Source organism: Micromonospora sp. NPDC052213 (assembly GCF_040679695.1).
Lineage (GTDB): Bacteria > Actinomycetota > Actinomycetes > Mycobacteriales > Micromonosporaceae > Micromonospora.
In genome coordinates, this window is the sequence record NZ_JBFAVI010000003.1 from 59,268 (window position 1) to 73,341 (window position 14,074).

At 75.3% G+C, this 14,074-nt stretch carries 16 protein-coding genes; 9 read left to right on the forward strand and 7 right to left on the reverse strand.

Features of this window, described 5'->3' with window-relative positions; all coding sequences use genetic code 11:
• Nucleotides 1–54: 54 nt before the first annotated feature.
• From AB0L34_RS01635 to AB0L34_RS01650, 4 genes are all read left to right on the forward strand, one after another.
• Nucleotides 55–696 carry a GAP family protein gene (locus AB0L34_RS01635; protein ID WP_363700994.1) on the forward strand — a complete coding sequence of 214 codons (642 nt, stop codon included), beginning with the start codon at nucleotides 55–57 and terminating at the stop codon, nucleotides 694–696.
• Nucleotides 697–835: 139 nt separating this feature from the next.
• Nucleotides 836–1,621: an NAD(P)H-binding protein gene (locus tag AB0L34_RS01640; protein ID WP_363700996.1), complete on the forward strand. Its 786-nt coding sequence runs from the start codon at nucleotides 836–838 to the stop codon at nucleotides 1,619–1,621.
• Between the two features lie 37 nt (nucleotides 1,622–1,658).
• The gene (locus AB0L34_RS01645) at nucleotides 1,659–1,853 is read left to right on the forward strand and encodes a hypothetical protein (protein ID WP_350702403.1); all 195 of its coding nucleotides are present in this window, start codon (nucleotides 1,659–1,661) and stop codon (nucleotides 1,851–1,853) included.
• Between the two features lie 126 nt (nucleotides 1,854–1,979).
• Nucleotides 1,980–2,528: a YbaK/EbsC family protein gene (locus AB0L34_RS01650; protein WP_350702718.1), complete on the forward strand. Its 549-nt coding sequence runs from the start codon at nucleotides 1,980–1,982 to the stop codon at nucleotides 2,526–2,528.
• Nucleotides 2,529–2,589: 61 nt separating this feature from the next.
• On the opposite strand, the gene AB0L34_RS01655 is transcribed toward AB0L34_RS01650, so the two are convergent.
• The 4 genes from AB0L34_RS01655 to AB0L34_RS01670 form a co-directional block, all read right to left on the reverse strand.
• Nucleotides 2,590–3,222 carry a DsbA family oxidoreductase gene (locus AB0L34_RS01655; RefSeq protein ID WP_363700998.1) on the reverse strand — a complete coding sequence of 211 codons (633 nt, stop codon included), beginning with the start codon at nucleotides 3,220–3,222 and terminating at the stop codon, nucleotides 2,590–2,592.
• A gap of 20 nt (nucleotides 3,223–3,242) precedes the next feature.
• The gene (locus AB0L34_RS01660) at nucleotides 3,243–3,671 is read right to left on the reverse strand and encodes a SufE family protein (RefSeq protein WP_363701000.1); all 429 of its coding nucleotides are present in this window, start codon (nucleotides 3,669–3,671) and stop codon (nucleotides 3,243–3,245) included.
• 76 nt (nucleotides 3,672–3,747) lie between these two features.
• Entirely contained in the window at nucleotides 3,748–4,173 is a 426-nt protein-coding gene (locus AB0L34_RS01665) for a CBS domain-containing protein (RefSeq protein ID WP_350702398.1), read from the reverse strand.
• 58 nt (nucleotides 4,174–4,231) lie between these two features.
• Entirely contained in the window at nucleotides 4,232–5,998 is a 1,767-nt protein-coding gene (locus AB0L34_RS01670; protein WP_363701002.1) for a proline--tRNA ligase, read from the reverse strand.
• Between the two features lie 228 nt (nucleotides 5,999–6,226).
• Here AB0L34_RS01670 and AB0L34_RS01675 point away from each other — a divergent pair, with 228 nt between their 5' ends.
• The 3 genes from AB0L34_RS01675 (at nucleotide 6,227) to AB0L34_RS01685 (ending at nucleotide 8,438) form a co-directional block, all read left to right on the forward strand.
• Complete coding sequence (locus AB0L34_RS01675) at nucleotides 6,227–6,994, forward strand: SGNH/GDSL hydrolase family protein (RefSeq protein WP_350702390.1); 768 nt, start codon at nucleotides 6,227–6,229, stop codon at nucleotides 6,992–6,994.
• Nucleotides 6,995–6,997: 3 nt separating this feature from the next.
• Nucleotides 6,998–7,444, forward strand: coding sequence for a hypothetical protein (locus tag AB0L34_RS01680; RefSeq protein WP_363701004.1), 447 nt, complete (start codon nucleotides 6,998–7,000; stop codon nucleotides 7,442–7,444).
• Nucleotides 7,445–7,535: 91 nt separating this feature from the next.
• Nucleotides 7,536–8,438 (forward strand): sulfurtransferase, encoded by a 903-nt coding sequence (locus AB0L34_RS01685; RefSeq protein ID WP_363701006.1) that lies wholly within the window; start codon nucleotides 7,536–7,538, stop codon nucleotides 8,436–8,438.
• A 22-nt stretch (nucleotides 8,439–8,460) separates the two neighbouring features.
• On the opposite strand, the gene AB0L34_RS01690 is transcribed toward AB0L34_RS01685, so the two are convergent.
• Nucleotides 8,461–9,690 (reverse strand): hypothetical protein, encoded by a 1,230-nt coding sequence (locus AB0L34_RS01690; RefSeq protein WP_363701008.1) that lies wholly within the window; start codon nucleotides 9,688–9,690, stop codon nucleotides 8,461–8,463.
• Nucleotides 9,687–10,217: a SigE family RNA polymerase sigma factor gene (locus AB0L34_RS01695; protein ID WP_363701010.1), complete on the reverse strand. Its 531-nt coding sequence runs from the start codon at nucleotides 10,215–10,217 to the stop codon at nucleotides 9,687–9,689. The genes AB0L34_RS01690 and AB0L34_RS01695 overlap by 4 nt, the downstream gene beginning before the upstream one ends.
• A gap of 145 nt (nucleotides 10,218–10,362) precedes the next feature.
• On the opposite strand from AB0L34_RS01695, the gene AB0L34_RS01700 reads away from it, so the two are divergent.
• Entirely contained in the window at nucleotides 10,363–10,932 is a 570-nt protein-coding gene (locus AB0L34_RS01700; RefSeq protein ID WP_363701012.1) for a VanZ family protein, read from the forward strand.
• Here AB0L34_RS01700 and AB0L34_RS01705 read toward each other — a convergent pair.
• Nucleotides 10,823–12,169 carry an MFS transporter gene (locus tag AB0L34_RS01705; RefSeq protein WP_363701014.1) on the reverse strand — a complete coding sequence of 449 codons (1,347 nt, stop codon included), beginning with the start codon at nucleotides 12,167–12,169 and terminating at the stop codon, nucleotides 10,823–10,825. The genes AB0L34_RS01700 and AB0L34_RS01705 overlap by 110 nt on opposite strands.
• Nucleotides 12,170–12,286: 117 nt before the next feature.
• On the opposite strand from AB0L34_RS01705, the gene AB0L34_RS01710 reads away from it, so the two are divergent.
• The gene (locus AB0L34_RS01710; protein WP_363701016.1) at nucleotides 12,287–14,074 is read left to right on the forward strand and encodes an HSP90 family protein; all 1,788 of its coding nucleotides are present in this window, start codon (nucleotides 12,287–12,289) and stop codon (nucleotides 14,072–14,074) included.

Sequence of the window (14,074 nt, forward strand, 5' to 3'; positions counted from 1 at the left end):
GGATGTGGCGTATCGGCCCGGGACGGACGGCGCGGCCGGGAGGATGGGCGGGCGATGAACTTCCTGACCGTCCTGCCGATGGCCGTGGTGATGGTCGCCGGGACCCAGCTGGTCGCGGCGGTCTTCCTCGCCTCGGCCGACCGGCCGCGTGCCGCCTCGCTGGGCTACCTGGCCGGCGCGGGGCTCGTGGTGTCGGGCGGGGTGACGGCGAGCTGGCTGGTCACCCGGGCCGTGAAGGTCAACGTCGGGGCCGGTGGGGGCGGGCGTCGCGCGGTCGAGAGCCGGATCGACGTGGTGGTGCTGGCGCTGCTGGTCGTCCTGGCGGTGGTCGTCTTCCTGCGCCGGCACACCGCGGGCACGCCGAAGTGGATGGGCGGGCTCCAGCGGGCCGGCCCCGGCTACGCGCTGCGGCTCGGCGTGCTGCTCTTCCTGGCCATGCCGTCGGACGACCTCACGATGGTCACCGTGGGGGCGAGCGCCGCCCGGCACGACCTGCCCTGGTGGCACCTGCTGCCGTTCGTCCTGCTCACCCTCGCGCTGCTGGCCCTGCCGCTGCTGGCGCTGCTGCTGCTCGGGCACCGGGCCGCGACGGTGCTGCCCCGGATCCGGGACTGGGCCCGGCAGCACTCCTGGGTGGTCAGCGAGATCGTGATCGGGTTCTTCGTGCTGATGACGGCGGCCGACCTGCTCCGGTGAGCGGGGCACGGCCGGTCACACCGTGACGGTGGCCGATCTGCTCTGGTGAGCCGGCGCACAGCCGGTCACGCCCGTCGGGGCGGCGCCGTCAGCACCGTGGCCGCGCGGCGGGCGCGGGACGCCGGAGAAGGGGGAAACCATGCGGGTGCTGGTCACCGGGGCGGGCGGTCGGCTCGGGCGGGTGGTGCTGCCGCGGCTGCGCGACGAGGGCTGGAGCGTGCGGGCGACGAGCCGGCGGCCGCGTACCGATCCGTCGGCGGAGTGGGTGGTGGTCGACCTGGCCACCGGGGAAGGGCTGCCCGAGGCGGTGGCCGGCGTGGACGCCGTGCTGCACCTGGCCTCGTCGCCGAACCGGGGGCGGCAGACCCACCGGGTCGACGTGCTCGGCACCCGCCGGCTGGTCGTCGCCGCCGGTCGGGCGGGCGTACGGCACCTCGGCTACGTCTCGATCGTCGGGGTGGACCGGGTCCCGATCCCCTACTACCGGCACAAGCTCGCCGCCGAGCAGGTCGTGGCGGCCGGGCCGGTGCCCTGGACGGTGCTGCGGGCCACCCAGTTCCCCGAGTTCCTCGACGGCATGCTGCGCGGCGCGAGCCGGCTCGGCCCGGTGATCGGCGACCCGGCGGTGCTCGCCCAGCCGGTCGACCCCGGCGAGGTCGCGGGCCGGCTGGTCCAGCGGCTCACGGCCGGTCCGCTGCACGGCGTCGAGGAGTACGGCGGGCCGGAGGTGATCCGCTTCGACGAGGCGGTCCGGGCCTGGAACGCCGCCCGGCGGTCCCGCCGCCCGCTGCTGCCGGTGCGGATCCCGGGGAGGCTCGGCCGCGCCCTGCGCTCCGGCGGCCTGGTCACCGAGGCGACCCCGACGGGTGCCCGGACCTGGGCCGACCACCTGGCCGACACGTACGGGGGAACCGGCGCAAGATGAACGGCCTGCGCGTTCACGTCCGGCCTACCGTGACGCCATGTTCGCCATGGTCGCCACCGTCATCCTCTACGTCGCCGGGTTCGTCTTCCTGTACGGCGTCATCCGACTCGCCATCCGCCACGCCCTGGAGGAGATGGAGGTGCGCCGGATCCAGGCCGAGCGGGCGGAGGAGTTGGCCGCCGCGCGGGACCGGACGCTGCTCCGCGAGAACGGCTTTCTCACCGGCAGCTGACCGACGTCCGACCGCCCGGTGAGCGCTCGCCGGGCGGGCAGTCCCCGGGTTGGGTGACCGGTTCCCGGGACGGGGCCGGGCTCCGGTGGGCGGGGCGGGCGGAGCGGTGCGAGGATCGCAGGCGTGATGGGGACGCTGAAGACCGAACCCGCCCGCACCCGGCTCGACCTGCTCGCCCCGCCGGTCGCCGCCGCCATCGGGCAGTGGCCCGCGGACGCTCCGGTGGACGTCGACGACGTGCTGGTGGCGCCGATCGACGCCGAGCTGGCCGACACCGCCGCCTTCTGCGCCGCCTACGAGGTGGGGTTGGACGTGTCGGCCAACTGCGTGGTGGTGGCCGGCAAGCGCGAGGGGGTCGTCCGCTACGCGGCCTGCGTCGTGCTCGCCACCACCCGCGCCGACGTGAACGGGGTGGCCCGCCGGGCGCTCGACGTCCGCAAGGCCAGTTTCGCGCCGATGGCCGACGCGGTGGAGCTGACCGGCATGGAGTACGGCGGCATCACCCCGATCGGCCTGCCGGAGCAGTGGCCGATCCTGGTCGACTCCCGGGTGGTCGCCACGCCGCACGTGATCATCGGGTCCGGCGTACGGCACAGCAAGATCGCGCTGCCGGGGCCGGCGCTCGGCGCGCTGCCCGGCGCCCGCGTGGTGGAGGACCTGGCCAGACCGGCCTAGTCGCTGACCGACGTCGATACCGTTGCACGTGAAACATCGGCGTCCGGTCGGGCGGGTCGGTTCAGCCGGCGGACTCGCGGCGCTCCACCTCGGCCAGCGCGGCGAGCAGCGTCTCCGGTTCCTGGGCGCCGGTGACCGCGTACATGCCGGCCAGGACGAAGGTCGGCACACTGGTCACCCCGATCTGGCGGGCGGCGGCCAGCTCGGCGGAGACGTCGGCCACCCGCTCGTCGGAGTCGAGGAAGCGGCGCGCCTCCGCCGCGTCCAGGCCGACCTCGCCCGCGAGCGCGGCGAGCGCGTCCCGGGAGCCGACGTCGACCCCGTCGGTGAAGTGGGCGCGGTAGAGCGCGTCGACCGTCTCGGCGGCACGGCCGCGGTCGGTGGCCCAGGAGACCAGCCGGTGCGCGTCGAAGGTGTTCGCCGCGACGGCGCGGTCGAAGTCGAGCTTCAGCCCGGCGCCCGCCGCCACCTCGGTGACGTGCCCGAACATCTGCCGGGCGCGGTCCTGCCCGCCGAACTTGGCGGCCATCGCCTCCACCAGCGGGCGCGGCTCGGTCACCGGCGACGGGTCGAGCTGGTACGGCCGGTAGCGGACGGTCACCTCGCCGTCGTACGACTCCAGGGCCTGCTCCAGCCGACGCTTGCCGATGTAGCACCAGGGGCAGACCACGTCGGCGTAGATCTCGATCTCCATGCCGGTTGACAACCCCCTGGTCAGCCGATCTGTTCCCGGACCTGCCGCTTCAGCCGGGCCAGGATCGCCGTGCCGCCGCGCACCCGCAGCGGGCTGATCGCCTGCGCCAGCCCCATCCGCTGGTAGAGGTCGTCGGGGACGGCGAGCACCTCGTCCGGGCTCGCCCCGGCCAGCCCCTCGGCGAGGATGCCGGCGAACGCCCGCGTGGTGGGCGCCTCGGGCGGGCAGTCGAAGAGGGTCTCGACGATCTTCTCCGGCGTCACCCGGGCGCGCAGGAAGAACGCCGTCTGGCACTCCGGCACCTGCTCCATGCCCTCCCGGTCGGTGGAGCCGGCGGGCAGCGGCGGGACGACGTCGGCGTACTCCAGCAGCATCTCCAGCACCACGTCGCGGGGCGCGGTGGCGAACTCGTCGACGATCTCGGACAGCCGGGCCGGCATGGAAGACATGCCTTCGAGGCTACCGCCGGTAGCGGAAGGACCCTCTCCGCTACCGGCGGCGTGCGGAAGGGTCCCTCCTCGCGCCTCACACGGTCGGGGCCTGCTCGCTGATCTCGCTCAGCGCCGATTGGGGATCGAGCTGCATCGCGAGGTCGCCGAGGGAGACGATGCCGACCAGCTTGCGATCGGCGTCGCAGACCAGCACCCGCCGGATGCCCCGCTCCCGCATCAGGGCCGCCGCCTCGGCCGCGGTCGAGTGCTGCTCGATCATCACCACCTCCCGGGTGATGATCGAGCCGATCGTGGTGGCGGCCGGATCGCTGCGTTCGGCCACCGCCCGCACCACGATGTCCCGGTCGGTGAGCATGCCGGCGAGGGTGGCACCGTCGGTGACCACCACGTCGCCGATGTCCGCCTCCTTCATCACCCGGGCCGCCTCGTCCAGGGTGGTCTCGGCGGGCAGGTAGATGACCTGCTTCGTCATCACGTCGCTGACCCGGTAACCGGTCATGAGAGCCTCCAGAGAACACATCCGGCCGATCCGACTGCGGTACCCCGTGGCGCGCCCGCTACACGTCGCCACGCTCCCGGTGCACCTCCGCGACGAGTCGCTCCGCCAGCCCGTCCACCGGCAGTTCGACGCGCTCGCCGGAGGCCCGGTCGCGTAGCTCGACGTACCCCTCGGCGAGGCGGCGGCCGACCACGACGGCGCGGGGGATGCCAACCAGCTCGGCGTCGGTGAACTTCACCCCGGCCGAGACGTGCGTCCGGTCGTCGACCAGCACCCGCAGGCCGGCGGCGGCGAGCCGCCCGCCGAGCTCCAGCGCCGCCTCCAGCTGCGGTCCCTTCCCGGCGGCGACCAGGTGTACGTCGCACGGCGCGACCGCCGCCGGCCAGATCAGCCCCCGCTCGTCGTGGTGCTGCTCGGCGATCGCGGCCACCGCCCGGGACACCCCGATGCCGTAGCAGCCCATGGTCGGCCGGACAGGCTTGCCGGCCGGGCCGAGCACGTCGACGGCGAAGACGTCGGTGTAGCGGCGGCCGAGCTGGAAGATGTGCCCGATCTCGATGCCCCGCCGCATGGTCAGCTCACCGGTGCCGCAGGCCGGGCAGGGGTCGCCGGCCCGCACCTCGGCCGCCTCGATCGTGCCGTCCGGGACGAAGTCCCGGCCGCAGACCACCCCGGTCGCGTGCCGGCCCGGCTCGTTCGCGCCGGTCAGCCAGGCGGTGCCCGGCACCACCCGCGGGTCGACCAGGTAGCGGATGCCGAGCTTCGCCATCACCTGCGGGCCGATGTAGCCGCGGACCAGCTCGGGGTGGGCGTCCCAGCCGTCGAAGACGTCCACGGTGGCCGGTGCGACCGCCGCGCCGAGCCGCTTCAGGTCCACCTCGCGGTCGCCGGGCAGCCCCACCACCAGCAGCTCGGCCTCCTCCGCGCCGGGTCGGCGCAGGCGGAGCACCACGTTCTTCAGGGTGTCCGCGGCGGTCCAGTCGTCCCGGCCGCCCAGCCGGCGGGCGTTGGCCAACTCGACGAGGCTGGCGATGGTCGGGGTCTCGGGGGTGTCGTGCACCTGGGCCGCCGGCTGCGCGTCCGGGTCGCCGGCGGGCGGGGCGGGCGTGGTCACCGCCTCGGTGTTCGCGGCGTAGTCGCAGGCGGTGCAGCCGACGAAGGTGTCCTCGCCGACCGGCGTCGCCGCCAGGAACTCCTCCGACGCCGAGCCGCCCATCGCCCCCGACGTCGCCCGCACGATCGTGTGCTCCAGCCCGAGCCGGTCGAAGATCCGCCGGTACGCGCCCCGGTGCCGGTCGTACGCCGCCGCCAGCCCCGCGTCGTCGAGGTCGAACGAGTAGGCGTCCTTCATCAGGAACTCGCGCCCGCGCAGCAGGCCGGCCCGGGGCCGGGCCTCGTCCCGGAACTTCGTCTGGACCTGGAAGAGCGTCACCGGGAAGTCCCGGTACGAGGTGAACAGGTCCTTGACCAGCAGCGCGGCCAGCTCCTCGTGGGTGGGCGCGAGCAGGTGCTCGGCGCCGCGCCGGTCGGCGAAGGTGAAGATGTCGTCGCCGTACTCCGTCCACCGGCCGCTCGTGCGGTACGGCTCCGCCGGCAGCAGCGCCGGGAAGTGCACCTCCTGGTCGCCGATCGCCGTCATCTCCTGCCGGACCACCTCGGTGACCCGGTCCAGCACCAGCTTGCCCAGCGGCAGCCACGTGTAGCCGCCCGGTGCGGCGCGCCGGATGTAGCCGGCCCGCAGCAGGAGCCGGTGGCTCGGCACCTCCGCGTCGGCCGGGTCCTCGCGCAGGGTCCGGAGCAGCAGGGTCGACATGCGTAGCAGCATTGGCGCAGCGTACGGCGGGGGTGCTGGACGGGCGATCGGATTTGCCAGCTCGCCGGCCGTTCCGCATGCTGCGGGGCCCCTACCGTCGGCCCCTGGTCGAGCGGGCGCCACCGTCCTGACGCCGTCGATGACCTCCGCCACGTTTGTCGGGCAGGCGGCCCCGGTCGCGGCGGAAGCGGTGACAGACTGTCCGGCGCTACGGTTCGCCGGAGGTTCGGAGGGTCACCAGTGCGCTGGCGCAGCTTCGTGGCGGTGGGAGACAGCTTCACCGAGGGCATGGACGACGCGTACCCGGACGGCACGTACCGGGGCTGGGCGGACCTCGTGGCCACCCGGCTCGCCGCCGAGGCCGGCCCCGACTTCCGGTACGCGAACCTGGCCATCCGGGGCCGGCTCTTCCCGAACGTGGTGGCCGAGCAGGTGCCGGCGGCGCTCGCGATGAAGCCCGACCTGATCAGCTTCGCCGCCGGCGGCAACGACGTGCTGCGCCGCACCTTCGACCCGGACGCGCTGGTGGCCCGCTTCGACGACGTGGTGCGGGGCCTGCGCTCCGGCGGCGCCGACGTGGTCCTCTTCCGGTTCGCCGACGTGATGGCCCGGCTGCCCGGTCAGCGGCTCGTCGCGCCCCGGGTGCAGCTGCTCAACCGGGCCGTCGGCGAGACGGCCGAGCGGCACGGCGCGATCCTGGTCGATCTGTACGCCGACGACACCTACCTGAACCCGATGCTGTGGAGCACCGACCGGCTGCACCTCTCGGCGGCCGGGCACCGGCGGGTGGCCGGGCAGGTGCTGACCGCGCTTGGCGTGGGCTGCGACGAGGAGTGGCTGATGGTGCCGCCGCACCCGGCGCCGACGCCCTGGCTGGCCGCCCGGGCCGCCGACCTGCGCTGGGCCGGGCAGCACCTGGCGCCGTGGATCAAGCGCCGGCTCACCGGCCGCTCGTCCGGCGACACGGTGACCGCGAAGCGGCCGTCGCTCGGCCCGGTCACGGACTGAGCCGTGCTCACCCTGCACACCGCGCCGCTGCTGCGGACCGCTCCCGACGCCCCGCCGACCGCCGGGTCCGCCGTCGCGGTCCGGGACGACCGGATCGTCGCGGTCGGGCCGCTGGCCGAGCTGACCGGGACGTACGCCGGGGCCCGGGTCCGCCGCTGGCCGGGCACGCTCGGGCCGGGGCTGCTGCACGACGCCCCGCTGCCGGCCGCCGACACCCCGCGCGAGCGGGTGCACGCGCTGCTGCGTCGGGGAGTGACCGCGGTGCTGGCACGACAGGTGGCCGATCCCGCGCTGCGGGCCGCCATGGACCGGGGCGACCTGCGGGTGCTGCCCGCCGCCGTGCCCCCGGCCCTGGTGCCGGGCGGTCGCGCGGACCTGGCCGTGTTCGACGCCGACGGCGCCTGCCTGGTGACCGTGGTCGCCGGTCGGATCGCCCACCGCCGCGCCTGACCGCACCCCGCATCGCTGCCCGCACCCGCCTCCGGCGACCCGGTTGCCGATGGCGGGCCGCAGGCCCGCGATCCGGCGTACCTTGGGGATCATGCCTGTGCCGAGCGATCCCGATCCCCGACTCCAGTCGTACGCGGACCCGCGGCGGCTCGTCACCACCCGGTGGCTCGCCGACCACCTGGGCGACGAGGGCCTCGTCGTCATCGAGTGCGACGAGGACGTGCTGCTCTACGACACCGGCCACATCCCGGGCGCCGTCAAGGTGGACTGGCACACCGAGCTGAACGACCAGGTGACCCGGGACTACCTCGACGCGAGGAGTTTCGCCGAGCTCTGCGCCGCCAAGGGCATCGGCCGGGACGACACGGTCGTCTTCTACGGCGACAACTTCAACTGGTGGGCCGCGTACGCCCTCTGGGTGTTCTCGCTCTTCGGCCACCCGGACGTGCGGCTGCTCGACGGCGGGCGGCAGAAGTGGGTCGCCGAGGGCCGGGAGCTGACCCGGGACAAGCCGTCCCGGCCGCGCGCCGACTACCCGGTGCCGCAGCGCAACGACGCGCCGCTGCGGGCGTACCGGGAGCAGGTGATGGCGCACGTCGCGGCGGGTCGCCCGCTGGTCGACGTCCGGTCGCCGGGGGAGTACACCGGCGAGATGCTGCACATGCCGGACTACCCGCAGGAGGGCGCGCTGCGCGGCGGGCACATCCCGGGCGCGGTGAACAAGCCGTGGAAGTCCGCCGCGAACGACGACGGCACGTTCAAGTCGCCCGACGAGCTGCGGGCGATCTACGCCGACCAGCTCGGGCTCGCCCCGGACGACGACATCGTGGCCTACTGCCGGATCGGCGAGCGGTCGAGCCACACCTGGTTCGTGCTGCGGCACCTGCTGGGCTACCCGCAGGTGCGCAACTACGACGGCTCGTGGACCGAGTGGGGCAACCTGGTCCGGGCCCCCGTCGTGAAGGGCGACCAGCCCGGCGGCCTGCCGAGCTGACGCGCCGGCCGGTCCGGCGCGCTCAGCCGGCGGCGAGGGAGACCGCGCCGTACAGGTTCCGCGTCACGCCGGTGACCTCGACGGTGTCCGGCCGCCAGCGCAGCAACCCGCCGGGGTTGTGCCGGAGCAGCACCGCGCCGTCGCGGTCCCAGCCGAGCACCTCGCAGCAGCCCTTCCAACGGTCCCGGCCCAGGACGAGCAGGTGGGTCACCACCCCGGTCCGGGCGTTCAGCACCGCGACCCCCTCCAGCGAACCCGTGTTGCCGGTGGTGATCCAGCCGGCCCGGGCCACCAGGTCGCCGCGCTGCCAGCCGCGCCCGTAGAACTCCTCGACCAGGTTGCCGGGGGGCAGCGCGCGGACGTCGACCGGGCCGCTGCCCCGGTGCGTGCCGCCGCCCGGGTGCGTGCCGTCGCCCCACTCGATCCGCGTCAGGCTCGGCGGCGTACCGCCCAGCTCGAGCAGAACGTTCGGCCGGTCGCCCCGACCGGGGTCGGCCGGGTCGCGCAGGTCGGGGGCGGCCGGGTCGGGCGTCACCACGTTCCAGGGCGACACCGGCAGCTTCCGGGCGGCGCCCGTGCGCGGGTCCACCTCGTACGTCGTGGCGTCGTCGCCGACGAGCAGCCGGTCGCCGGACCAGAGGACGTGCTCCAGGTAGCCCTTGAGCGGGAACCGGCGGACCGCGGCGGTGGTCAGGTCGACCACGACCACCTCGTCGGTCTGGGCGAAGGCGGCCGTCCGCCCGTCCCGGGAGAGGCTGCCGGTCTTCAGCGGCACCGCCTCGTTGCCCTCGGCGTCGCGGGTCCGGGCCGGGGTGACCACGTCGAGGTCGCGGACGATGCCGTCGTCGCCGAGCACCCGGATCCGCCCCTCGGTGCCGGTCTGCGGGTCGACCGGCTGGTGCAGCGCCAGCGCCCGGCGGACCGGCTTGGCCGAGAGCGTCGCGCCGACCGGGTCACCGAGCCGGCCCAGCGGATCACCGGGGTAGCTCAGCTCGGCCGGCGGCGTCTGCACGGGCGCGGGGTGCCGGGTCGGGCTCGGTGTCGCGCTGGTGGCCGGTGGCGGCGGGTCGGCGGGACGCAGTGCGATTGCCGTACCGCCGGCGAGCAGCGCGACCGCGAGCGCACCGGCACCGGCGGCGCGGCGGGTACGCCGGACCCGCCGGGCCCGTTCCCAGCCCGCCGTCGCCGGCTGTGCCGGCCGGACGTCCTCGGCGGCCAGGGTCAGCAGTCGGGTCAGTTCCTCTTCCTTCACGACTTCACCTCCATCCCGCTCGCCAGGCCGTCGTCGCGGCCCAGTTCCGGCGCGACCTCGCGGAGCCGGCGCAGCGCCGCGTGGCACTGGCTCTTCACGGTGCCGACGGTGACGCCGAGGGCCTCGGCGGTGGCCGCCTCGGTGAGGTCCTCGAAGTAGCGCAGCACCAGCACCGCCCGCTGCCGGGGCGGCAGGTGGTTGAGCGCGTCGCGCAGCGCGAGCCGCAGCGCCCCGTCGCCCTCCTGCGCCGCCCGTTCCGGCGGGTACGCGCTCAGCCACTCCCGTCGGCGGCGCCGCCACCAGGAGACGGCGTCGCGGTAGAGGATGGCCCGCACGTACGCGGCCGGGTCGCCGTGCCGCACGGTGGGCCAGCGCAGGGCGAGCTTGAGCAGCGCGTCCTGGAGCAGGTCCTCGGCCTGGTGCCGGTTGCCGCAGACCAGGTAGGCCGCGCGCAGCAGCCGGTGCTGGTGGCACTCGACGAAGGTGACGTAGCCGTCCCGCCCGTCGTCGGTCGTCGCCGGTCCCATCCGCCCTCCCTCCGGCCGGCCGTCGCGTGAGGTGTCACCTGGCAGACGCACGGGGACCGGAAAAGGTTGGGCGGTCCCGGCACCGAATCGCGATGCGCCCTCCGGCCCGTACCCGCAGGAGCGGAGGCCGGGCTAGTCTGCGCCGATGGCACAGGTGTGGCGGGACTGGGGCGGTGTCCTGCTCGCCGTGCTCGCCGGGCTGCCCCTGCTGGTCCTGGCCACCGCCGTGCTCGCCCGCCGCCGGCGGGACGCCGCGACCGCGTGGGAGGCGTGGCGGCGCAGCGTCGCCGAGGTGGGCGCGGTGGCCGGCACCCTGCCCTGGGTGTGGATGATCCTCACCCCGCGCGACGCGCCCCGCCAGGTCGACGCGGTGCCGCTGCGGGACCTGGTCGACCTGCTGACCGGGCCGCCGGCGACCGCCGTGGTCCAGGTGGTCGGCAACCTGCTGGTCTTCGCCGCCCTGGGCTTCTTCGCCCCGGTACGCCTGGCCGCGCTGGCCGGCGTCGGGCGGCTGTTCCTGCTCGGCGCGGCCGGCTCCGTGCTGGTCGAGTCGTTGCAGTACGCGCTCGACCTCGGCCGGGTTTCCTCGGTCGACGACGTGCTGCTCAACGCGACGGGTGCCGCCCTGGCCGGTCTGCTGTCGCGGCGGTGGTGGGCGGGGCGGCGGCCGGCACCGGCGCGGCCGGTCGCAGCACCCGCCACGCCGCGAGGGTGACCAGCACGAAGATCCCGGCCACCGCCGCCGCCACCGGCCCGACCCCGTACGCCGCACCGGCCAGCCCGGCGAGCGCCGCCCCCACCGGGGCGGTGAGCAGGCCGACCATCCGCTGGGCGGAACCCACCCGGCCGAGCAGGTGGGCCGGCACGTGGCCCTGCCCGTACGCGGCCCAGAGGCTGTTCCACACCGTGGTGCCGGCCGCGAAGACGGCCAGCGCCAGCCCGCCGGGCAGCGGGTGCCGGGCCAGCGCGAGCCCGGTCAGCGCGACGGCCTGGGCGGCGAGCACGGCGCGGAGCGCGGGCACCGTGCCGAGTCGGGCGGCCAACCTGCCCGCCCCCAGCCCCCCGGCGAGCCCGCCGAGGACGGCCGCCGCGGCGAACAGCCCGTACCCGGCGGGCGGCACCCGCAGCACGTCGAGCGCGTAGAGCACCAGCACCGCCAGCAACCCGCTGATCGCCAGGTTGCTCCCGGCGGTCAGCACGGTGATCCGCCACAGCAGCACATCCCCGCGCACCCACCGCACACCCTCGAAGACCTCCCGCCACACGGCCCCCTTCCTCCCGCCGCGCCCCCGTCCCCGCCCGCTCTCCGCGATCGTGCGGTTGTGGTCGTCGCTCTGCGGTGCGTCGGCGGGTCTGTCCGAAGATCGCGGAGAGTGGGGGCGGGTCGGGCGTAGGCCGAGGGTGAGGAGGGCGGCGGCGGCGAAGGTGAGGGCGTCGAGGGCGAACGGCAGGGGCGCGGCGAGGGCGAAGAGCACGCCGGCGGCGGGGGCGCCGAGGAAGCCCCCGGCCACCGCCGTGCCGGCCTGGAGGCGGCCGTTGGCGTGGGACAGGGCGGCCGGCGGCACCACCGACGGCAGCATCGCGAACGCGGCCGCGTCGAACAGGGTGCCGAGCGCGGCGAGCAGGAACGCCGTCGCCACCAGCGCCGCGACGCCGGCCCGGTCGAGGGCGACCGCGACCGCCAGCCCGCCCACCACGGCGGCGCGCAGCCCGTCCACCGCCGCCATCGTGCGGCGGCGGTCCCAGCGGTCCGCGTACACGCCGCCGAGCAGGCCGAACAGCAGCGGCGGGAGCTGCCCGGCCACGGTCACCGCCGCGATCACCCGGGGATCGCGGGTCAGCGTCGCGGCCAGCAGCGCCAGTGCCGGCGTACGCAGGGCGTCGCCGAGGCGCGAGGACACGGCGGCGGACCAGAGCAGCCGGTAGTCGCGGCCGAGCGGGGATGCGGTCATGACGGCGAGCCTCGGGGGTCGACCGGGTCGAGGGTCAAGTCGCGGGGAAAGGGGGACGCGCGTGTCGGTGATCATCGGTACCGTGGGCGCCGGCATCGGACCGGGGAGCACTCCAGCGTGGACCACACCTTCCAGGTCGACCTCCGTGGCGTGGTCGATCTGCTCAGTCACCACCTCTACGGCAGCCCGCGGGTGTACGTCCGCGAGCTCCTGCAGAACGCCGTCGACGCGATCACCGCGCGCCGCGCGACCGACCCCGACGCGCCCGCGCTGGTGCGCGTCGAGCCACCGGAGCTGACCGGCGACGGCACGCTGCGGGTGCACGACACCGGCATCGGCCTCACCGAGGCGCAGGTGCACGAGTTGCTCGCCACCATCGGCCGCAGCTCCAAACGTGACGAGCTGGGCTTCTCCCGGCACGAGTTCCTCGGCCAGTTCGGCATCGGCCTGCTCTCCTGCTTCCTGGTGGCCGACGAGATCCGGGTGGTCACCCGGCACGGCGACCACCCGACGGTGCACTGGACGGGTCACTCCGACGGCCGGTACGCCGTCGAGCTGGCCGCGCCCGGCGCCGGGCGGGCCGAGCCGGGCACCACGGTGACGCTGGTGCCGCGCCGGGACGCCGACCAGTGGTTCGGCACCCCGACGGTGGTCGACCTGGCCCGGCTCTTCGGCTCGCTGCTGCCGGTCACCGTCCGGGTCGGCGACGTGGTGACCACCGCCGGCCCGCCGCCCTGGCCGGCCACCCCTGGCGCGCCGGTCGACCGGGCCGCGCTGGTCCGCCACGCCCGGGAGACGCTCGGCTTCGACCCCTTCGACGTGCTGCCGCTGTCGGTGCCGGAGGCCGGCCTGACCGGGGCGGCCTTCATCCTGCCGAACCCGGTGAACCCGGCGTCCCGGGCCGGCCACAAGGTCTACCTCAAGCGGATGCTGCTCACCGAGCACGCCGACGGGCTGCTGCCGGACTGGGCCTTCTTCGCGCACTGCGTGGTGGACGCCAGCGAGCTGCGGCCGACGGCCAGCCGGGAGGCGCTCTACGAGGACGGCCTGCTCGCGGCCACCCGGGAGGCCCTCGGCGACCAGGTGCGCGGATGGCTGGTCCGGCTCGCCAAGCACGACCCGCGGCGGCTCGCCGAGTTCCTCCAGGTGCACCACCTCGGGGTGAAGGCGCTCGCCCTGCACGACGACGAGATGCTCCGCCTGGTCGACCAGTGGTGGCCGATGGACACCAACGTCGGCACGCTCACCCTGGCCGAGTTCCGGCAGCGGCACGGGCTGGTCCGCTACGCGGCCAGCCTGGACGAGTTCCGCCAGCTCGCCGCCGTCGCCGCCGCGCAGGACCTGGCGGTGGTGAACGCCGGATACACCTACGACACGGAGCTGATCGAGCGGCTGCCCACGGTGGACCGTTCCGTGCTGATCGAGCGGCTGGAGCCCAGCGACCTGACCACCCGCTTCGACAGCCTCGACCCGCAGGTCGAGCTGGCCCTGCGGCCGTTCCTCACGGGCGCCCAGCGGGCCCTGGAACGGCTCGGCTGCGAGGTGGTGGTCCGGGCGTACGACCCGGTCTCGCTGCCGGCGCTCTACCTGGTGAGCCGGTCGGCGGCGTTCAACGACCAGCTCGCGGCGACCCGGGACCGGGCCGACGAGCTGTGGGGCGGCGTGCTCGACGCGCTCGCCGCCTCCGCGCCGCCGGACCGGCCACAACTGGTGCTCAACCACCGCAACCCGCTGGTCCGCCGGGTCACCACGTTGACCGACCCGGAGCTGGCCGGGCTGGCCGTGGAGGCGCTCTACGGGCAGGCGCTGCTGCTCGGGCACCATCCGATCCGCGCGGCCGACGCCGCGCTGCTGAACAGTTCCTTCCTCGGCCTGCTCGGCCGGGCCGTGCCGGGACAGGAGTGA